Raw genomic sequence first — 19,470 nt, forward strand, 5'->3', positions numbered from 1 at the left:
CTATTTTACTAGGTCATTATCACTAACCTACTTATCGCAACTATCTACTCACAGATTACGTAAGCAGCCCAATAAAAACTAAGAGGCTAGACCAATAGAATATGGTCACAGTATTCACCTACTCCAAACTCCACGGCGCTGAGGTCTTTGCATGGGAACAAAGTTAATGACATGTATAATCAAAATGATATGATTGTTTCCAAATGAAAAACACGGATTTTACAAAAATGGAGCTACGTAAATTTCAGTCCGGTTTTACCTTATTGGAATTACTGGTCACTATGGGCGTTGTCGGTATAGTTGCTGCAATTGCATTCGCTGACTCAACAGAGTTATTAGCTGAGGATAGAGCAGAGAATCAGTTACAAGAGTTAAAAAGAAACCTTTCTTTTGCCCGCGCCAAAGCGACAACAACTGAGTCAAGAGTAATCGTTTGCCCACTTTCCGGTAGCCAATGCTCTGCAGATTGGACAAATGATGATATTGCTGTGTTTGTTGATAATAACAATAATAACCAGCGCGATGCTGATGAGCCGCTGTTGAGGGTAATGAAGGGGGTAATAAGCGAAGACTTGCTAAGCTACACAGGGTCGAGCCCCATTGTCTATAATGCAACGGGCCGTGTGGGCAACACTCAAGCAGGCACGTTTACATATTGTCCAAATGGTGTGACCTCAGAGTCTAACAGAGATATGCGGCTAAGCCAGTCTGGAACAGCACTCTATCAAGGGCAAACAACCACTGAGTGTAGTTAGCACAAAATGTAAAAAAGCCTCAGAATGAGGCTTTTTTGTTCGCTTTTCTACAGCCCCCAACATTCTTCTTTGCTAGCACCAGATGCGCTTTTCTCTCCCGCTTCATCAATGCTAAGGCTTTGACAAACATCTTCCTTTGCAGCTCCTTTTTTTGCCGTAGCCGTTACTGTAAACGCATTCGGATTTACTGCCACGGTTAGCTCATATAGACCTGTCTCGGTGTCACTTGAAGCTAATCCCAGGTCATTTAAGGTTGCTGTATACTGTCTGTTATCTACGAAAAACTGCTCTTGGCGATTAGCAACATCAAGAAGTGCAGCTCGCGCCTCAGCCCGAGCTGATGTCTGCACATACTGGGCATACGATGGGTAAGCAATTGCGGCCAAAATACCAACAATTGCGACTACAACCATCACTTCTATTAATGTAAATCCATGCTCTTGAGTGTGATTAGAATTCATCACGGTTGTCCTCTCGTCTGTAAATATACGTTTGCTGTGTTTTGAGACTAATTCCCAACCCAGTTTTAACTAGGTCTATTTTGCCATCACCATCCATGTCTCTAGGTACTTCCTGCTCTACCAGCTCTTTAGGGTCTAGTACGCCATTTGGCAGTACTATTTTTCCTGAGCTTTTATTATTTCCATCCTTTTGCCAAACCACGGTAGGTGTATCAGGAACCAATTCACCGACTTCTTTGTAGCGCCAGTCATAAACCTTAGTACCATAATGGAGGTGCAATGCGTAAATTCCGCCTTGACCTGCTGCTAGGCTACATTGATTGGTTGTAGAGTCGTCAGATGCGGGCTTAAAAGTTGGGAAATAAGCAACCCCTCCGACTACTGTGGGCGAAGCCAACGCCTTTTCGCCCGAACTGATCCGGTATTGCCAGCCATTAAAGTTTTCACCAATATTGCGCTCTAAATTCCTAAATTGCGTTTCATCATCGAGAGCATTGGCAAAGGGATCACCGGTAATATCCAGTAAATCACCTAAATTAATGGTTTGTGGTAATCCATCGTTGAAAGACTGGGTCAAGGTGTTCTCATCACGCACCATAAACAATCGATCATTAATGGTGTTATCCAATGGTGATGCACGGTTCCCACTGCCAATAAGTATTGCTTCATAGGGGGTGGTATTTCGCGTGAGCGTCGTTTTGCTTTGACCATTTACCTCAGTGGTTGTCTCAGTGACTTTACTGAAGTAAGTTCTTGCCACGACTGGGCGATAGAAAAATCGTCGATTGCTGCCACTGCCACCTAATGCGGCGAGCTTATGGTGAGTCCATGGATTAGCACTGTCTGTAGGGTTGCTACTAGGCATATCCACACGCCAGATATCCCCGCCTAAATCGGCTGCATATAAGCGATCAACATAGCCATCATAGTCGGAGTCAAGGTACGCGATATTTGCCACAATACTATGATTGCCTGCAAAGCCATTTTGCGGTGTGAGTGACCAAACCTTTTTACCCGTTTCGGCATCAACAATATAGATACCTCTACCCTTGCTATCTGCACCACTAGCGACATTATCTTTGTTAGTATCGTAGCCTGCACCAAATACAAGCAATGGTTTATCTTTATAACCATCAATATTGGCGTATATCACCTCTGCACGAGACCAAGATTGACCAAGTTCTGCAAAGCCGGGGGTTTGATCAGATATTTGCCATAGTAAGGTCGGATTGTCAGGGTCCGTAATATCCATTGCATAGTAGCTAGACCCCCCTCTGCGCATAGCAAAGTATGCCCATACTCTATCACCCCCATCGACTACATTCGGTTGTCCTTTATCATCGAAGAACAAAGAAATAGGGCCATCCATTCCATAGACTTTTTCGGCACTGTCGTTATACAAAGGTTTAACCACCGAGAACAACTCCTGTGGTATAAATGCCCAGCTTTCTTCTACCGTGTTATTAGCACTGTCAGTTGCTTCATTATCCTTGAACATATGGATATAGCCGGCGTTAGTACCAAGCAAAATACGAATATCATTACCATAGTCGATAGCCAAAGGCTTTGAGTGTAGGGGATCGCCCATAACCGCTTGACGCATTTCATTGATATTGCCATCCGCATCCTCATCCTGGGCATCTTTACCTACTGACCAATTGATCATCGCCCTGGCCTTAGTGCTGTCACTGTTGAAATACTTATGTAAATCTTCTTCAGATAACGCATCTTCAACATTAGAGTAGGTGAAGTCTTTTTTATCGCCCTTTAGGTAAGTAAACACCTTCCGACTTGTGGTAGCGGAAGCCAAAGCACTGTTAACACCGCCATTAATGATGCTAGCACCGTCAGGTGGTGTATTAGGTTGCGCCCAAAATGTGGTTACGCCTTTTTTTATTGCACCACTATCATTTAGCGCCTCCGCGCCTCCAGTCGCCACCACTTTGTCACCACTGACCTTCAACTTCTTCAAGTTCCCTGACCATCGAGCCGTCTCGCTAGGGTAGAACATGGCGTAATAAAGCGAGTCACGGCTTTGGGTTTTATCAAAGTTATTGCTGGCAAATGCAGGCGACGCAAAGGTATCGCTGACCTGACGAATACTATTGATGGTTTGTGTTAGTGCTGCAGAAAGTTCATTAGCACTGTCTGCTTTTTTATATTGACCGCCTCCATAGGCTGCAGTTTGCTCAAGAATTGCGAGACCTTCTTTTGACAGCCCATCACCAAAACCAACGGTATAAACACGTGCAAAGTGTTTAATATCGTCATTTGGTTTATAAACATCAACAGCAACGCCACTGTTGTTGGCGGTTGCGGGGATGCCGTGCATAAGCCGTGCTAAAGAGTGAAGGTAGCTTGCATGAGTACCGTTTTGTGTCGAGTCTCCAGGTAGGGACGTTGGTGCCGTACTAAACTTAGCCGTATATTCAGAGATTATCTTTGCATCCCTGTTTTGGTCACCTGTAGGGTCGCCATCGGTCATAAGAATTAGGTTGACAGAGTTATCACATCGCTCAGTTTTGTCACTGGCAAAAGGAGAAGTATACTTGCTTCCATTATCAATACTTTTATCCCTGTTATTGACATTTTTAGCTTGGTCTAAGTTTCCTCCCTGGATATATCGATATACTTCGTAAAGCGTCTCAGAGATAGGTGTAGAGCCGTCTGCATCAAAGCTATCAATTTTGTTCTTTATTTGGCCATGATCGCTACCAATCCCTTTCACTATGTAGCCACCTTGGCTTGAGCGCAGCCGAGCTAGGCCAAATTCAACGTCCTCATTCGCGTCTATTAACGATTTCATCGCTTGTTTTGCGACGGGCATTTTCTTGTCACAGTTGTAATAACAATTGGGATCTAACTTCCAACCCATACTCCCTGAAGTATCGAAAACAATCATCACCTTCGGTTTTTCTTCAGAGTTTGCATCGCGATTCAGATAAAGATCGGTGTCATCTGCATAAGTTGTAAACGAGCTCACGCTCACCGCTGCCGCGATGGCGCTGTATTTAAATAATTTCACAGGTTACATCCTTGAATATCAACGGGCTTTATTGGTTTCTAACATCTCTTGAGCGATTCCGCTGAGAAGATTAAGTTGGTGCCGTGTTTTAGCGCCATAGTCATAGGCGGTCTGCACTTCCACCAAATTACATACGATGCCCTCTGTAAAGTTGAACTTACGCGGACAATTTAGCATCATCGGGCCAGGATTGAGATCACGCATCAATGTGGTTGCATCACCATTTGTAGCTAAAGTAATGGTGTTTCCAAACGCTGGCATTTGAGCTCGAGAGTTTAAAAACTCACTGTTGCTCTCTTGATTTACTTCATCGGCGATCACCGTTTCTTGCTCGCCAAGCACTTCATGATCTGCTTCTTCACGAATCAAGGCTGCATTGGTGGCTTTGACATCAATGCTTGAACTACTCATTAATGTCACCGCTATCCCTGTCACAGCAACCAACATAATCAAGGCAGCCACGAGCACGACCCCTTGCTGAGTTTTTAAATTGCCCACAAATTTTCTCCTACATTGCGTAATTGCACAGTTGAGGTGAATACAGCACGACGGAATTCATCGTTAAAGGTTAATTCACGCCCATTGGTGCCCCCTAGTTGGTAGGTTTGGTTTCGTAAATTCAAACCCGGATCTGGCGTTAATGAACGAACCAAAATACTAATTTGTACAGTTAATACCTTGGCAGTTTGTTGCTGCCACTGCTCTACTGTCATGGTGTTACTCGTACTGTATTGATCAACACGGGAGTCTCCATTGGTGTCCAAACCGAACAACAAATGAATGTTCTCGACTCCTTCCATAATTACGTCTGACTGAATAGGTGCAGCTCCGCCTGCGCCCGTGGTTAGTCGATTGCGCATCAAAGTGGGAATAACCCGGGTTTGCCCCTGAACTTGAAAGGTCTGTTCCTGCACGTAGTAAACATGGTGGCTGTAGGGCCACAATGTTGCATCAGGACGAGGTAGAACAGCGGCAGGACTATCAGAAAATTCGGCCCTATTTTGAGCCGCTAAGAAATAAAAGCGTTGTGCATTAGTCGCGCCAGGAGCGACATTTTGCCCATCCAAGCGCTTGACTTGTAAAATATCAGAATTAGCTATGGTGTCATCGATACAGTTTAGCTGCGGTCCTCCAGCAGAAGTAATCGCAAAAATATATCGAAATTCGACAGTGCTGCCATCAGGGAAAGAGCCATTATTCAGGCCACTTTGACAGTCATTCGCTGGGGCAGCAGGGACGGTCGTGTTTGCTGCAGTGAAACTAGATTCGTAAAATGTCCCCCAAAAACCTGCTTGCGCTATGTCGGCGGTCATGATGTCCAAAGCTAAACGACCGGTTTCTTGCAACTCACCAATAGTCAGAGTATCTCTCGTGGTGCCTTTCATACCAATGTAGGTAAACATTACTCCGGCGAGGATCACCGCACCGACGATCAATGACACCATGACTTCTACAAGCGTTAAACCTTGCTGTCTCTTAAATCTATTATTCATCGTTACGCTCTCATGTGAATTGTGCTGGTTAACCTCACCAAGCGGCGGTTATTTCCATAGTTTCCACAGGCAACGCTGTTGTCACCGCCATTAAGTGCTTGTCTACCCCGCCAAGCAATAATGATTTCCACTTCCACACGATCGGTCACAGCGCCATCGGTTTCAGTGGTATTGATACAGACGGTGGCATCATCTAGTGAGCCACTGTTATCTCTCGCCTTAATAGCAGCAAGCCATTGATTTCTGTCATAGTTAGCGAGTTCAGCAGGGCCACAAACTTGGTTGTTGCAATCAATTGTTTGTAAGGGGTCGGCGCTATTAAACGTCATCGCGTACAGAGCAGCGATCGTCTGCGTATCATTTACACGAATTCGTTGCATGATATCGGCGCCTAAAGCCAGTGCCGCAGAGCGCTGCATAGAGTCGAATGAGGCTTGTTTAGCTTTGGCTTGAAGCGCAACCGTGCCTAATAAGCCGATGGTGAGAATAATGAATGCAATCAGTGCTTCGAGCAGGGTAAAGCCAGATTGATGCGCTTGTCGCGAGTGTCTTCCTGACATGAAATGTACCTGATGTTTTAATTTTTGTTAACGGCAGGATAATGATATTGAAATTAGGAACAAGCCAGGAAGGAATAAACGGTACTATATTAGGTATGAACGGTCATTTATTGGGAACTATCACCATAGAGTAAGTCTTTGACTTTGCTCACTTCACGACGGCTCACTGGCAGTGGTTGCTCACACCCTTGTAGAAAAATTTGGTATTGGCGCTGGCTTTGCGTGAGCGATGTGACTTTATTGCGGTTCACTAAGGTATTTCGGTGCACTCTGAGTAATGTAGTGGGAAATTGCTGCTCTAGCTCTTTTAAGCTTGTATCTAATAACACTTGTGCGCTTTCGCAGACTGCCTGAGTATATTTACCATCTCGAGCGACATAAAGCACTTCATCAAGGCTAAGTGTTTTTAGCTGGTTCCCCAGTTTATAGCTCAATTGCTGACGCTGTTTATGGTTCACTTGCGCACGATTTTGCTGACCGAGCTTATTGATGACCTTATCCAGCTCTGCCGCTTCCAGTGGTTTGAGCAAATAAGCTGTAGGCATCACTTTAAAGGCATCCAGAGCATGGTTCGGGTGGGCAGTAATAAACACGATAGCCGGGGGTAATGACTGCTCGGAGAGTTGCTGCGCGGCCTCTAAACCATTCATTTGCGGCATTTCAACATCAATAAAGACAACATCTGGCTGTGTTTTCGCAGCCAATTCAAGCGCCTCGGCGCCACTACTAGCATAGCCGGCAATATGGATGTGCCCGTAGGTACCTAGTAGGCGAGCGACGCGGGCTTGGGCGAGCGGTTCATCATCAACGATTAATACTTTCATTAAAAGACTCCATTCTTGGGATCACAAGCTTTACTCGGTAACGATTGTCAAAGCGATGCTGACTTAATCGTGCTCTACCATGATATAAAATCGCCAGCCGTTTGCGGATGTTGGCTAAGGCAATGCCGTTGTGACTGCGTTTTGACTCGCTGTTAGCTGACACACTATTGCTGACTATCACCGTTGCGCTTTGCTCACTGAGGTACACCTCGACTTCTATCAGCGAGCCGGTCGCGCTAGCCTCCACTCCGTGCAACACTGCGTTTTCTAGTAACGGCTGCAAGGTCAAGCACGGCATAGCAATGTTATGTACCGTATCAGGAATCGACCACTGCACAGCTAGGCGTGTGCCAAAGCGCCATTGTTCAAGAGCGATATAGCGCTGAGCTAACTGGAGCTCGTCATTAAGGGTACTTTGCTTTCCTACGTTCATAGCAGCGCGAGATAACGATGCCAATGCTAATGCCGAGTCCTCTGCAGCATGGGCATCTTGATGCGCTAATTCAGCGATGGTGTTCAAGGTATTGAATAAAAAATGCGGGCGGATACGCGCTTGTAACGCGTCCAATTGAGCACTGGCGTAGGCTGAGTGCGCCTTAGCATGTTCATTATAAATGGCCATAAACTGCACGAACAGCGCAGCGACTAACGCACTAATGGCGCAGCTTTTAATTACGAACCATACTGGCGCTTGTTCGGCAAACAGCGCCAAATAACTGATATATAAAGTGGTCATGAAAGTGACAAGCACCAAAGTGCCGATCACTGCACCAGCTTGGATATTGTCACTTAATTGCGCTCTAATGCCATTCAACGCATACAGCAGAGCAAAACTAAGAGAAACAATGAACTGCACCAGCAGGCTGACCTGACCTAACACGACCCAGAAGTTTTCCAACGCACTGACACTAAAGCTAATGATCAGCGCCAATGCCTCCCCTACGACCAAGGCACTTAATACCCCTCGGGTCTGACAAAGCGTGGTCAGCAGGCTGTAGCGATTGCTGTGCGGTTGCGATGCTGGTTCCACGCTTACCTCGATACTAGCTATCGTAGCTCGGCCGGCACAGCAAACACGATGTCTTCTTCACGCCCGGGGTTTTCCGTGACTTGCTCACCACCTGCACACTGCAAGTGAGTAATCACTTCTTGTACTAACACCTCAGGTGCTGATGCGCCTGCTGTCACGCCCACAGAATCAATGCCCTCAAGCCAGCTGGCATCAATGCTGCTGGCATCATCGATAAGGTAGGCTTTAGTGCCCATCTTACTGGCAAGTTCCCGCAACCGATTAGAGTTTGAACTGTTTTTGGCACCCACCACTAACAGCACATCCACTTTATCAGCTAAGTCTCGCACTGCATCCTGACGATTTTGCGTGGCATAACAAATATCGTCTTTTCGCGGGCCGTCTATATCTGGGAATTTAGCCCGCAGCGCATCAATCACATCAGCAGTATCGTCTACCGATAACGTGGTTTGACTACAATAGAACAAGTTGCTTGGGTTTTTCACTTCAAGCTTAGCGACGTCCTCTGGAGTTTCGACCAGATAAATCCCGCCTTCGGGATTATCGTATTGCCCCATGGTGCCTTCTACCTCAGGGTGGCCGTGGTGACCAATGAGAATACACTCAATCGCTTTGCGTGATGCTCGCGTCACTTCCATATGCACTTTGGTGACTAACGGACAGGTGGCATCGAATACTTTTAACTCGCGACGCTTGGCCTCTTGGCGCACGGCTTGGGAGACGCCGTGAGCACTAAAAATGACGATGCTGTCGTCGGGCACTTGATGCAGCTCTTCAACAAACACGGCACCTCGGTTTTTTAAACCATTAACCACATATTTGTTATGCACGACTTCATGACGCACATAAATTGGCGCCTCAAAAATATCCAAAGCCCGCTCAACAATACTGATAGCCCGGTCGACACCAGCACAAAACCCACGCGGGTTAGCAAGCACTATTTTCATGGGTTTGTGACCTCCAAAATTTCCACTTCAAAGGTTAACTTTTGCCCGGCTAACGGGTGGTTAAAGTCAATAGTGACCGACTCGCCAACCACTTCGCGAACAACACCAGGAAGTTCAGTACCATCGGGCTGAGTAAACGCAATGATGGCGCCGACTTGAGCCGGTGCATCACTGCCGAATTTGCTTCTATCAACATGATAAATATTGTCAGGGTTAGGCTGACCAAAGGCATCCTCTGGCTCAAGCTCAAAGCTTTTCTCATCACCAGCCGACAGCCCTAGCAAACATTTTTCAAAGTTTTCCGTTAAGCTGCCATCGCCCATGGTCAGCTTAGCCGGCTTATCGTGCACTTTAGTAGAATCCGCTGCAGAGCCATCGCTGAGCTTGATAGAGAAATGAAAAACAACCTCGGAATTAGCACCGATCACCATGTTACTCATGGGCCTGCTCCTCTTTACTGCTGGATTTAAAGGCATCGAATAATAACAGCGCCGCACCAATACAAATGGCGCAATCGGCAATGTTAAACGCGGGATAATGCCAGTCCTGATAATAGACATGGATAAAGTCGATAACATACCCATAGTGTAGTCGGTCGTAAAGGTTACCAAGTGCTCCCGCGAGCACCAATGCATAAGCACTGCCGAGCAGCTTATTGGTCGCTGGCAAGCGTTTTAGCCACCATACCAGCAGCACCGAGATAGTCACGGCAATGGCACTTAAGAACCACCGTTGCCAGCCGCCGGCATCACTGAGAAAACTAAATGCGGCACCATAATTATGTACATAGGTAATATTAAAAAACGGCAAAACATCAATGCTTTCCCGTAACGACATAGCGCTGACAACCCAAGTTTTAGTGCCCCAATCGAGCACCAAAACCAGCGCTGAAAGCGTCAGCCATATAAGCCCACTTCGCTTTGCTAACACCTTCGCTCCTTACTTACTGCTTAGGCAAACTGGCGTGTTTCGCCATCGCCCTCAACGTTAGTTACGCAACGCCCACACAGATCGTCATACTTATCGTGGGTGCCTACATCATCGCAGTAATGCCAACAGCGCTCACATTTGCTCGCCGAGGTCGCCACCACTTGTACGCCAAGCCCTGACAGCTCTGAATCCGCAATCTCTGCCGGTTTAGTACTGAGCGCTTGCACCGTTACTTTTGATGTTAACAACACAAAGCGCAGCTCTTCACCCAGGGCATCCAGTGTTGCTTTTAACGTATCGTCGGCATAAAGCGTTACCTCGGCTTGCAAGGTAGCACCGATAATGTCTTCTTTACGAGCATTCTCCAGTACTCTGTTCACTGCATCACGCACTTCTAATACGTGTTGCCACTGCTCATCAGTGAACTTACCTGATACTGCCTGAAGGCCGTTATACCATTGTCCGGTAAAGACAAACTCTTCGCGCTCACCGGGTAGTGCCTGCCAAATTTCCTGCGCAGTAAAGCTCAGAATTGGCGCCATCCAGCGGGTCATAGCCTCGGCAATATGGTACAGCGCACTCTGACACGAACGACGCGCATGAGAATCAGCCTTTGCCGTGTACTGACGGTCTTTAATCACATCCAGGTAGAATGAGCCGAGCTCTCCGGTGCAGAAGTTCATCAGTTTTTGCGTTACTAATAGCAACTGATACTCGTCATAAGCCTTAATGAGCTCTTCTTGTAGACTGGCAGCACGAGAGACAATCCAGCGGTCTAGCTCAACCATTTCTGCCACCTCAACAAGGTCAGTCTCAGGATTAAAACCATTGAGGTTGGCTAACAAGTAGCGGCTGGTATTACGGATACGACGGTAACGGTCCGCCGAGCGCTTGAAGATTTCATCAGACACGGTCATCTCTGCGGTGAAGTCACTCGAAGCCACCCATAGACGCAAAATATCCGCGCCCATTTTATTCATCACGTCTTGCGGTGAGATAACATTGCCCAAAGACTTTGACATCTTGCGGCCTTTTTCATCCACCGTGAAGCCGTGGGTCATTACTTGGCGATATGGCGCGTGACCATGAATTGCCACACTGGTCATCAGTGATGACATAAACCAACCACGGTGTTGATCTGAACCCTCAAGGTAAAGATCGGCAGGACGCGTCAATTCGTCACGTGCATCAATCACGCAGGCATGGGTTACGCCAGAATCAAACCACACATCTAAAGTATCTTGTACCTTCACGTACTGCTCAGCATCATCACCTAATAAGGTGTGCGGCTCTAAGTCGTACCACGCCTGGATACCGTCTTTTTCCACTAGCTGCGCAGCTTGTTCAATCAATTCTGCGCTGTTAGGGTGCAAATCACCGGTGTCTTTATCTACGAACAAGGCAATAGGTACGCCCCAAGTACGCTGACGCGAAATACACCAATCCGGGCGCCCCTCAACCATATTTTCAATGCGGCTTTCACCCCATCCTGGTAACCATTGAGTCTTTTTAATTTCGGCAATAGAGTCTTTACGCAGGCCGGCTTTGTCCATTGAAATAAACCACTGCGGTGTGGCGCGGAAAATAATGGGGGTTTTGTGGCGCCAGCAATGCGGGTAGCTATGCTCAAGCGCATGGTGATGCAACAACGCGCCTTTCTCTTGCAACAGCTCAATCACATTAGGGTTGGCTTTAAATACGTGCTGACCGGCAAAAATAGGGGTGTCTGGCAAATAAACGCCGTTTGCACCCACTGGGTTGGCTACTTCTAAGCCGTAGGCTTGGCCTGCGACATAGTCTTCTTGACCATGGCCTGGTGCGGTATGAACAATGCCCGTACCTGAGTCGGTGGTTACGTGATCAGCCAAAATAACAGGTACATTGATATCAAGGAACGGATGCGCAACGCTCAGTTTATCAAGCACTTCACCTTTAACATAACCCAAAGTGTGATAGTGCTTAAAGCCGAAACGGTCCATGCAGTCTTTGACCAACTCTGAGCCCAGCACAAAGCGCTGCTGTTGGCCTTCATCTTCGACCTGCACTAGGGCATATTCCAAATTCTCATGCACGGCAACGGCGCGGTTTGCCGGTAGGGTCCATGGCGTTGTCGTCCAAATCGCTGTGGCTACTGGACCATTTCCTTGATGGCCCTCAGCCAAATCAAAGGCGCTAACAATGGCCTGTTGATCGACGAAGGTAAATTTCACATCGATAGCCGGTGACTGTTTATCTTGGTACTCCACTTCGGCTTCCGCCAACGCTGAACCACAGTCGGTACACCAGTGCACCGGTTTCGCCCCTTTATGCAGGTGACCTTTATCGATAATGCGGCCTAGGGTGCGAATGGCATTGGCTTCGAAATCATAGTTCATTGTTAGGTAAGGCTTATCCCAATCCCCTAACACACCTAAGCGTTTGAAGTCAGTTTTTTGGCCGTCTACCTGTTTCGCCGCATACTCACGACATTTTTGGCGAAATTCCGCCACCGACACTTTTTTGCCTGGCTTACCGACTTTCTTTTCTACCATCAGCTCGATCGGTAGCCCGTGACAATCCCAGCCAGGAATATAAGGCGCATCATAATCTGAAAGCGTCTTAGACTTGATAATAATGTCTTTAAGGATTTTATTAACAGAGTGACCTAAGTGAATGTTACCGTTCGCATAAGGAGGGCCATCATGCAAAATGAAAGACGGCTTACCTTTTTTTGCTGCACGAATTTTGCCGTACAAGTCTTGCTCATACCATTGCTTAAGCATGGTTGGTTCGCGTTTGGCCAGGTTGCCGCGCATGGGAAACTCAGTTTCCGGTAAATTTAAGGTATGTTTATAGTCGCTCATTAATCCTACTTTCCGTTCCGGCTACAGACCGCCGCTGACATCTGCGGTAGTCGATAAAGTAAAAAACTGTTTGGCCTCGATAATATCTTGATTAATTTGCGCCACCAAGGCATCAAGACCATTGAATTTATGTTCATCGCGCAGCTTCGCTTTAAGCTGCACTTCGATAAATTGCCCATAGATGCTTTGCTGGAAGTCAAACAAGTGTACTTCCAATAAGGCTCGGGTACCGTTAAAGGTGGGCTTATTGCCCACATTCGCGACGCCGTTATAAGTGTGCGTACCCACTTTGGCTTGCACAGCAAAGACACCGCTGAGCGGACAAACTTGCCGCTTCAGGGCCACATTGGCCGTTGGAAAGCCAAGCTCTCGGCCTTTTTTCCAACCGTGAATCACGCGTCCGCTGATGGCGTAATCGTGACCCAGCATCGCTTTAGCCAGCTCTAAGTCACCGGCTCTGAGCGCTTCACGAATAGCCGTACTGCTGACTCGCGCATTGGCCTTTTTGAAGCTCTCGGTGCTTTTCACCGCCATACCGGCTGTTTCACCCATGGCTTTGAGCAACGAGAAGTCTCCACTGCGGCCTTTGCCAAAGCGGAAGTCGTCGCCCACAGTGAGTGCTTTTACGCCAAGCTTTTTAAGCAATACTTCACTAACAAATTCAGCTGCACCTTGGCTGGCAAAGCGGCCATTAAAGCTCACGCAGACCACCCGCTCCACGCCCAGATTAGCGAGTAAGGCAAGCTTATCACGTAGTCGAGTCAAGCGTGCCGGAGCCCGTTCTTTTAAAAAGAACTCTTGCGGCTGCGGCTCAAATAACATCACGGTGCTGGGTAAGTTCAGCGCGCTAGCATCACGCAATAAACCTTTTATCACCTCTCGATGACCCAGGTGCACACCATCAAAATTGCCTATGGTGAGTACACAGCCATGATGTTGGCTTCGAATATTGTGGATCCCGCGTATCAGCTCCATTTCTAAAAGGCCTTGTTTTACGCACTACGACTGACGAAAGTGCTCGATTATAATCTTTTTTTTAATGTGATTCAGTAGTTGCCACGTTTTTTATCATACTTGGGCGCACGCCCATAATGAATAGCACGCCAAAGTAACAACTCATCGCCACAACAATCAGCCCTGCCAACAAAGCGATTTGCTCATAAAAAGGCCATTGCTGCCACATAAACTGGCTTTGTAAAGCATACACCGCTGCCCCCATACAGGCAGTAGCAAATAAACATTTGCCAGTAAAAATGACACTGGTTTTTGAAAAATGATAAACCTGTTCTTTGGCCAGCTGTCGATATAACAATAGGGCGTTACAAGTCGCAGAGAGTGCGGTGGCCAACGCGAGGCCCAAATACCCAATAAACGGGGCGAGCAGTAAGTTAAATACCATATTCAAAACCATGGCGATAATGCCGATGCGCACCGGAGTGCGGGTATCCTGACGAGCGTAAAAGCCCGGCGCTAATACCTTAATCAGCATAAAGCTGACCAGACCAACAGCATAGGCGGCCACGCCCAAGGACACTGCGCGGACATGATCCACCTCAGCGCTTGCGAACGCACCGTGGTCAAATAACACGGTAATAATCAACGGGCTTATTACCATCAGTCCTAGCATGGCAGGCAACCCTAGAAAGATCACAAAACGCACTCCCCAATCTAAGGTGTGCTGAAAATCAGATCCCTTATCACCGGCGTGGAGTTTAGATAAGGTCGGTAAAATCACCGTGGCAATGCCAATGCCGAATAAACCTAAAGGAAATTCAATGAGCCTGTCCGCGTAGTACAACCAGGCGATGGAGCCTGTCACCAAAAAAGAGGCAATCACGGTATCGAGAAAGAGGTTGATTTGCGACACCGATACACCGAATAACGCTGGGATCATCAGTTTTCGCACTTTGACCACGCCAGGGTCTTGCCACCCCCATCGTGGCTTCACTAGCATTTTGGCGCGGTATAAAAACGGTAGCTGAAAGGCTAATTGCACCGCCCCACCAATGAACACACCGATAGCTAAAGCGTAAGCTCCAATGCTGACATACTGATGCAAGTATATAGCGCTGCTGATAATGGCAACGTTCAACAGCACCGGGGTGAAGGCCGCCACCGCGAAGCGGTTATACACATTCAATATGGCGCCACTGAGCGCGACCAGCGAAACAAAAAATAAATACGGGAAGGTCCACTTCAACAGCGCCGAGGCTAAAATAAATTTATCGCCCTCACCTGTGCCTTGGTACCAATCAACAAACCACCCAGCACCAAACAGTGCGGCGATTATGGGCGAACCTATCACGCCAACAATGGTCACCACCAACAAGATAGTGCCTAAGGTGCCTGCCGCCCGCGCCACAAATAAGCGCACGGCATCATCACCTTGCTGCTCCTTGATTTCACTGAGCACTGGCACAAAAGCTTGGGCAAAGGCCCCTTCTGCGAATAAACGGCGTAAAAAATTGGGAATGCGATTAGCAAATAAGAATACGTCGGCAGCCGCATTAGCTCCTAAAAGATTTGCCACAACGGCGTCACGCACTAAGCCCAGTACGCGCGATATCATGGTCATGGCGCTGACTATCATGCCAGAACGAAATAGACTGTTAGCCACATATCCTCACTGAGGCAAACGATAATGGCGGCATTATGCCAACAAATAGGCAGCGAATACAGCGCTGGTGGTTGCCTAATAGCTTTGCTATAATCCGCCGAGGTCAGAGGCCTAAACTGCAATAACAGACCAATCATTTATTTGGGTATATAGTGCGTTAACCCAACTTTGCACTGTATATATGTGTCTCCCGGTAGCCATTGGCGATTCGTTACTCCCGCAGTTTGCTTTGTCTTTTGTTAATTTGATTGACAAATTGGAAAAAAGAGGGCATAGTCCACGGCCTTTAAATATAAGCTTTATTTAAGATTGTTAGGAGCAAACCTTGGCTAACATCAAGTCTGCAAAGAAACGCGCTGTAACGAGCGAAAAACGCCGTCAGCACAACGCAAGCCGTCGTTCAATGATGCGTACATACTTCAAAAAAGTATCTGCTGCTATTGAAGCTGGCGACAAAGAAGCGGCACAAGCTGCTTTCGCACAAGCAACACCTATCCTAGACCGTTACGCGACTAAGGGTCTAATCCATAAAAACAAGGCTGCTCGCCATAAGAGCCGTCTTGCAGCGAAAATCAAAGCACTATAATTTAGTTTTTTGATAACGCAAAAAACCGGCATTAGCCGGTTTTTTTATGCCTATAATTCAAGAAGTCAGACAAATTCCATGTTGGGGTAAAACTTTTTCAGCATGGCTGCTATTTTCTTTGGCGAAAACGGCTTAACCACAAACCCCTTAGCGCCTTTATCAATTGCGTCCTTAACATTATCAATTGTTGAGTGAGCGCTGACCATAACCACATTGGCCTCGGGGAGCTGACTATTTATGTCTGCAATCATGTCTTTGCCATCGCCGTCAGGCAATTCGATGTCGAGAAAGATAATATCGTACTCTTTGTTCGCGCACGCAGACATGCATTGCGCAGCGTTTGCCGCCTCATCTACATTTTCAATGCCTAAATGCATTAACGTTTGATGTAAAAAGCTACGCACCGTACCCACATCATCCACGATTAAAATCGCTATATCCTCATCCATTGGACCTTCCCTAATTTGCGCCTTAGCCACTGGTGTTTAAGTTAACTTCCAGCCCTAGCCACGCTATACTAAAAAAACGTTTATATTATAGAGTCCTATATAGTTTAGGCCAAGTAAACCTGTGTGTAGAGCGTTATGGTAAAAAAAACTAAAAAGCATTCACTCTTGAAGCAAGCAGCGACGCCAAAAAGAATTAAGCGGCCGCCCTCTTCGGCAGATAACGCCTCGCAGCGCCAAGCACAGCAGGATGAGCAGTCGCGCCAAGGAGCTCCTCAGCGCACCAAACCAAAGGGTAAGTTAGGCCAAATTATTTTATTTACGTTATTAGCGCTGCTGGCAATATTTATGCTGATGCCCAAACCTCAGTTGATCACTTATCAAAAGCTGGGGTTAGTGGCCAGTAGCATTTATGTGCCCACCCTACTTGGTGGCCCAACACTCGTAGATTCAGAGCTTTACCTGCAATCCATAGACGCCAACAAGGCCATGTACTTATGCCGAGATCGCACGCAAGCAGATACTTGTCATCGCTATGAAATCATCAAACAAGAAGGTTTTTTTGCAGTCTTAGTGCATCTTTTTTCAAGTTAGAAAAACTTATCCGAAAAAGATATATTTTTTCGCTTGCTTAAGGGCCTTCACGTTCGCATAATAGCGCTCCTTTTTTAACCATCACGTTGTGGAGCGATACACCTTGGACGTCAACTTGGGAATTCAGATTTTGCTTGGAGCACTGGCTATTGGCGCATTTTTTATTAGTCATGGACGCTTACTGCGCATTGGCGCAAGTGTAGCGATTGGTCTGTTATTTTTTGTGCATTCGCAACAATTAGTAACCCCCAATGGACTGACTAACATCTCCCTGGTTTTAATTAATACGTTTTATTTATTTAAGGTGTACACACAGCGCATCAGTGGCCCATCGGTTTAGCTTGAATTGGTTTAAAAATACGCAGTCAGTACTATCGAGAGTGATCATCATAGTACTGACACCGTATATTGGGCTAGTATAAAGCTAGTAGTAACCATGTAAGCGAGGTCATCATGACAGCGTCTCATAAAAGCCCAGACTCGGATCTTTTCGCAGAGCTAATGGAGGATGTAACGCCGCTCAAGCAAAACGATAAGGTAAGCTACTTCGAACCGCACACCACGCCCACCCTCGCGCAACAACACAAACGTTTGGCGGCGCAGTTAGATGCAGAGTTAGATGACAACATCCTCAGCACCGAATACATTGACTTGATTGACCCACTCGATTTTATCGCCTATAAAAAAGATGGTGTACAAGACGGTGTGTACAAAAACCTTCGCTTAGGAAAATACGGCGTTGACGCCACACTCGACTTGCACGGTCAATCACTGCTTCAGGCACGCCAGGCACTGTATGAAACGGTGAGCGACTGCCACCAGCGTAACATTCGCGTATTGCTAGTGCGTCACGGCACTGGGGAGCGTAATCAATCCCAGAAAGGGCTGCTCAAAAGCTACGTCAATCATTGGCTCAAACAATTGTCCTGCGTACTTGCCTGCCACAGTGCGTTGAAGCCCCATGGCGGCCTAGGCGCAACCTACGTGCTATTAAAGAAAAGTGCAGATAAGAAATTGGAAAACCGCGAACGCCACGCTAAACGCTGAAAATAAAAATGCCGAAACCCTAGGCTTCGGCATTTTGTCCGTCGAATGTCAGTTACAAATAGGAGCTTTACAGCGGCATGGCATTGGCTTGGTTGAACCAAGCTGCGAGTCCCAGCAAAGCAACCCAAAACAACACATAGCTGAGCTTAGCTCCGCCTTGATTATGTTTCATAGCGCTTCCTATAAAGGTTGCGGCTAATAAAATAGCCTAACTTGTTATTTTTTTTATACATCAAGCATGTAGCATGTTTACTATAGCAACTGACTAAAACTTAACAAGCTGTTTACTTACACAGTGTTTAGTTCCTATTAAAACAACTTAATAAGCTCGTTCGCGGCTAATAAGGTGCTTTAATGTTTGCCCAGACTGCAAGCGTTGATAGTTCTCGACCACTTGCTCAACAACCGTTTCAATGCGGCTAAGCGCACTGCAATGCGGGGTCAAAATGAGGTTTTCTTGGTGCCATAAAGGACTCTCCTCTGGCAAAGGTTCTTGGCGAAACACATCAAGGGTGGCACCGCCTAAAGTGTGTTTTGAGAGTGCGGTTTGTAATGCACTTTCACATACATGCTCTCCTCTGCCAACATTAATTAATACCGCATGCGCAGGCAGTTTTGCCAACAGCTCAGCATCAATTATATTGCGGGTCTTTGCAGTCAAAGGCAGTACACAAACCAAATAATCGACATGCGCAAGCATCTCGTTTAGGCCGCTATCACCGCAAAAGTGTGTCACCGTCGCTGTGTCAGGTTTTTCTGAGTTCGACCACGCTTTGATAGTAAAGCCATTAGCAGCTAAACGCTGCGCAATAGCGCTACCAAGCTGACCGTACCCGAGCAGGCCGACGCGATTGTGTGCGCGCACCCGCTTCGCTCGCCATTGTTTGCTACTTTGTTGGCGCCAGTAACGAGGCATATGAGATTTATGCAGCAGCACTTGAGTTAATACGTATTCAGCCATATCTGCTGCCAGCTCATTATCAACAATACGCGTGACCGACACATGATCTGCAATGGCATCCAGGTTAAGGCCGTCGACACCGGCACCAAAAGAAGACACCGCTTTTAGATTTGGCAAAGCACTAAACACCTCAGCCGGTACCTGCCAGCCAAGCACCATATCAATCGCTGCAGCATCCTCAATATCAGGCCATACTTGTACTTGCTGCTCACCCAGTTGCTGTTTAAGCATGCTCAGCAGCTTATCTGTATTTCTGTTCGCAATTGCCACTAATAAACTCATATTATCTCCATCACAGCGATAGTTTTCCTCAGTATCCCACAACCCGATGTCGTCTTGAAACTGTCATCT

Annotated in this window: 20 protein-coding genes; 5 read left to right on the plus strand and 15 right to left on the minus strand. The window is 46.9% G+C overall.

Annotated features, from left to right (window positions below; genetic code table 11):
• Positions 1–227: 227 nt before the first annotated feature.
• Entirely contained in the window at positions 228–755 is a 528-nt protein-coding gene (locus tag MHM94_RS15050; RefSeq protein WP_235419738.1) for a GspH/FimT family pseudopilin, read from the plus strand.
• A gap of 47 nt (positions 756–802) precedes the next feature.
• Here MHM94_RS15050 and MHM94_RS15055 read toward each other — a convergent pair whose 3' ends face one another.
• The 13 genes from MHM94_RS15055 to murJ all read right to left on the minus strand — a co-directional run bounded on the left by MHM94_RS15055 (position 803) and on the right by murJ (position 15,485).
• A complete protein-coding gene (locus tag MHM94_RS15055; protein ID WP_235419739.1) occupies positions 803–1,216 on the minus strand; it encodes a type IV pilin protein in 414 nt (137 codons plus the stop codon).
• Complete coding sequence (locus tag MHM94_RS18520) at positions 1,206–4,241, minus strand: PilC/PilY family type IV pilus protein (protein WP_235419740.1); 3,036 nt, start codon at positions 4,239–4,241, stop codon at positions 1,206–1,208. The genes MHM94_RS15055 and MHM94_RS18520 overlap by 11 nt, the downstream gene beginning before the upstream one ends.
• 18 nt (positions 4,242–4,259) lie before the next feature.
• Complete coding sequence (locus MHM94_RS15065) at positions 4,260–4,739, minus strand: pilus assembly protein PilX (protein ID WP_328283397.1); 480 nt, start codon at positions 4,737–4,739, stop codon at positions 4,260–4,262.
• The gene (locus MHM94_RS15070) at positions 4,727–5,734 is read right to left on the minus strand and encodes a PilW family protein (RefSeq protein ID WP_235419741.1); all 1,008 of its coding nucleotides are present in this window, start codon (positions 5,732–5,734) and stop codon (positions 4,727–4,729) included. Before MHM94_RS15070 ends, MHM94_RS15065 begins: the two co-directional genes overlap by 13 nt.
• Positions 5,735–5,736: 2 nt before the next feature.
• A complete protein-coding gene (pilV, locus tag MHM94_RS15075; protein ID WP_235419742.1) occupies positions 5,737–6,294 on the minus strand; it encodes a type IV pilus modification protein PilV in 558 nt (185 codons plus the stop codon).
• A gap of 107 nt (positions 6,295–6,401) precedes the next feature.
• On the minus strand, positions 6,402–7,118 hold the full coding sequence (locus tag MHM94_RS15080; protein WP_022945265.1) for a LytTR family DNA-binding domain-containing protein: 717 nt from the start codon (positions 7,116–7,118) through the stop codon (positions 6,402–6,404).
• The gene (locus MHM94_RS18525; RefSeq protein WP_022945266.1) at positions 7,099–8,148 is read right to left on the minus strand and encodes a histidine kinase; all 1,050 of its coding nucleotides are present in this window, start codon (positions 8,146–8,148) and stop codon (positions 7,099–7,101) included. Before MHM94_RS18525 ends, MHM94_RS15080 begins: the two co-directional genes overlap by 20 nt.
• Positions 8,149–8,165: 17 nt before the next feature.
• Positions 8,166–9,095, minus strand: a complete 930-nt coding sequence (gene ispH, locus MHM94_RS15090) for a 4-hydroxy-3-methylbut-2-enyl diphosphate reductase (RefSeq protein ID WP_235419743.1) — start codon at positions 9,093–9,095, stop codon at positions 8,166–8,168.
• Positions 9,092–9,535, minus strand: a complete 444-nt coding sequence (fkpB, locus tag MHM94_RS15095) for an FKBP-type peptidyl-prolyl cis-trans isomerase (protein ID WP_045978213.1) — start codon at positions 9,533–9,535, stop codon at positions 9,092–9,094. The genes ispH and fkpB overlap by 4 nt, the downstream gene beginning before the upstream one ends.
• On the minus strand, positions 9,528–10,025 hold the full coding sequence (gene lspA / locus MHM94_RS15100; protein ID WP_022945269.1) for a signal peptidase II: 498 nt from the start codon (positions 10,023–10,025) through the stop codon (positions 9,528–9,530). Before lspA ends, fkpB begins: the two co-directional genes overlap by 8 nt.
• A 20-nt stretch (positions 10,026–10,045) precedes the next feature.
• Positions 10,046–12,868, minus strand: coding sequence for an isoleucine--tRNA ligase (ileS, locus tag MHM94_RS15105; RefSeq protein WP_235419744.1), 2,823 nt, complete (start codon positions 12,866–12,868; stop codon positions 10,046–10,048).
• A gap of 21 nt (positions 12,869–12,889) precedes the next feature.
• Positions 12,890–13,843, minus strand: a complete 954-nt coding sequence (ribF, locus tag MHM94_RS15110) for a bifunctional riboflavin kinase/FAD synthetase (protein ID WP_235419745.1) — start codon at positions 13,841–13,843, stop codon at positions 12,890–12,892.
• A 61-nt stretch (positions 13,844–13,904) separates the two neighbouring features.
• Positions 13,905–15,485 carry a murein biosynthesis integral membrane protein MurJ gene (gene murJ, locus MHM94_RS15115; RefSeq protein ID WP_328283404.1) on the minus strand — a complete coding sequence of 527 codons (1,581 nt, stop codon included), beginning with the start codon at positions 15,483–15,485 and terminating at the stop codon, positions 13,905–13,907.
• 325 nt (positions 15,486–15,810) lie between these two features.
• Here murJ and rpsT point away from each other — a divergent pair, with 325 nt between their 5' ends.
• A complete protein-coding gene (gene rpsT / locus MHM94_RS15120) occupies positions 15,811–16,071 on the plus strand; it encodes a 30S ribosomal protein S20 (protein ID WP_022945273.1) in 261 nt (86 codons plus the stop codon).
• Between the two features lie 65 nt (positions 16,072–16,136).
• Here the strand turns inward: rpsT and MHM94_RS15125 are convergent, their stop codons facing one another.
• On the minus strand, positions 16,137–16,520 hold the full coding sequence (locus tag MHM94_RS15125) for a response regulator (protein WP_022945274.1): 384 nt from the start codon (positions 16,518–16,520) through the stop codon (positions 16,137–16,139).
• 165 nt (positions 16,521–16,685) lie between these two features.
• Here MHM94_RS15125 and MHM94_RS15130 point away from each other — a divergent pair, with 165 nt between their 5' ends.
• The 3 genes from MHM94_RS15130 to smrA all read left to right on the plus strand — a co-directional run bounded on the left by MHM94_RS15130 (position 16,686) and on the right by smrA (position 18,158).
• On the plus strand, positions 16,686–17,111 hold the full coding sequence (locus MHM94_RS15130; RefSeq protein WP_239348340.1) for a hypothetical protein: 426 nt from the start codon (positions 16,686–16,688) through the stop codon (positions 17,109–17,111).
• A 115-nt stretch (positions 17,112–17,226) separates the two neighbouring features.
• Positions 17,227–17,451: a hypothetical protein gene (locus MHM94_RS15135; RefSeq protein ID WP_235419747.1), complete on the plus strand. Its 225-nt coding sequence runs from the start codon at positions 17,227–17,229 to the stop codon at positions 17,449–17,451.
• A gap of 113 nt (positions 17,452–17,564) precedes the next feature.
• Positions 17,565–18,158 carry a DNA endonuclease SmrA gene (smrA, locus tag MHM94_RS15140; RefSeq protein ID WP_053910275.1) on the plus strand — a complete coding sequence of 198 codons (594 nt, stop codon included), beginning with the start codon at positions 17,565–17,567 and terminating at the stop codon, positions 18,156–18,158.
• A 319-nt stretch (positions 18,159–18,477) separates the two neighbouring features.
• Here smrA and MHM94_RS15145 read toward each other — a convergent pair whose 3' ends face one another.
• Positions 18,478–19,401 carry a glyoxylate/hydroxypyruvate reductase A gene (locus tag MHM94_RS15145; RefSeq protein ID WP_235419748.1) on the minus strand — a complete coding sequence of 308 codons (924 nt, stop codon included), beginning with the start codon at positions 19,399–19,401 and terminating at the stop codon, positions 18,478–18,480.
• Between the last annotated feature and the right edge of the window lie 69 nt (positions 19,402–19,470).

The organism is Pseudoalteromonas sp. CNAT2-18.1, assembly GCF_022347865.1.
Classification (GTDB): Bacteria; Pseudomonadota; Gammaproteobacteria; order Enterobacterales; family Alteromonadaceae; genus Pseudoalteromonas; species Pseudoalteromonas ruthenica.

Excerpts from the sequence above, each read along its gene's own strand:
- MHM94_RS15050 (WP_235419738.1), top strand. The coding sequence starts at position 228 with ATGGAGCTACGTAAATTTCAGTCCGGTTTTACCTTATTGGAATTACTG.
- MHM94_RS15055 (WP_235419739.1), bottom strand. The coding sequence starts at position 1,216 with ATGAATTCTAATCACACTCAAGAGCATGGATTTACATTAATAGAAGTG.
- MHM94_RS15070 (WP_235419741.1), bottom strand. The coding sequence starts at position 5,734 with ATGAATAATAGATTTAAGAGACAGCAAGGTTTAACGCTTGTAGAAGTC.
- pilV (WP_235419742.1), bottom strand. The coding sequence starts at position 6,294 with ATGTCAGGAAGACACTCGCGACAAGCGCATCAATCTGGCTTTACCCTG.
- MHM94_RS15080 (WP_022945265.1), bottom strand. The coding sequence starts at position 7,118 with ATGAAAGTATTAATCGTTGATGATGAACCGCTCGCCCAAGCCCGCGTC.
- ispH (WP_235419743.1), bottom strand. The coding sequence starts at position 9,095 with ATGAAAATAGTGCTTGCTAACCCGCGTGGGTTTTGTGCTGGTGTCGAC.
- fkpB (WP_045978213.1), bottom strand. The coding sequence starts at position 9,535 with ATGAGTAACATGGTGATCGGTGCTAATTCCGAGGTTGTTTTTCATTTC.
- ileS (WP_235419744.1), bottom strand. The coding sequence starts at position 12,868 with ATGAGCGACTATAAACATACCTTAAATTTACCGGAAACTGAGTTTCCC.
- ribF (WP_235419745.1), bottom strand. The coding sequence starts at position 13,843 with ATGGAGCTGATACGCGGGATCCACAATATTCGAAGCCAACATCATGGC.
- MHM94_RS15125 (WP_022945274.1), bottom strand. The coding sequence starts at position 16,520 with ATGGATGAGGATATAGCGATTTTAATCGTGGATGATGTGGGTACGGTG.
- smrA (WP_053910275.1), top strand. The coding sequence starts at position 17,565 with ATGACAGCGTCTCATAAAAGCCCAGACTCGGATCTTTTCGCAGAGCTA.
- MHM94_RS15145 (WP_235419748.1), bottom strand. The coding sequence starts at position 19,401 with ATGAGTTTATTAGTGGCAATTGCGAACAGAAATACAGATAAGCTGCTG.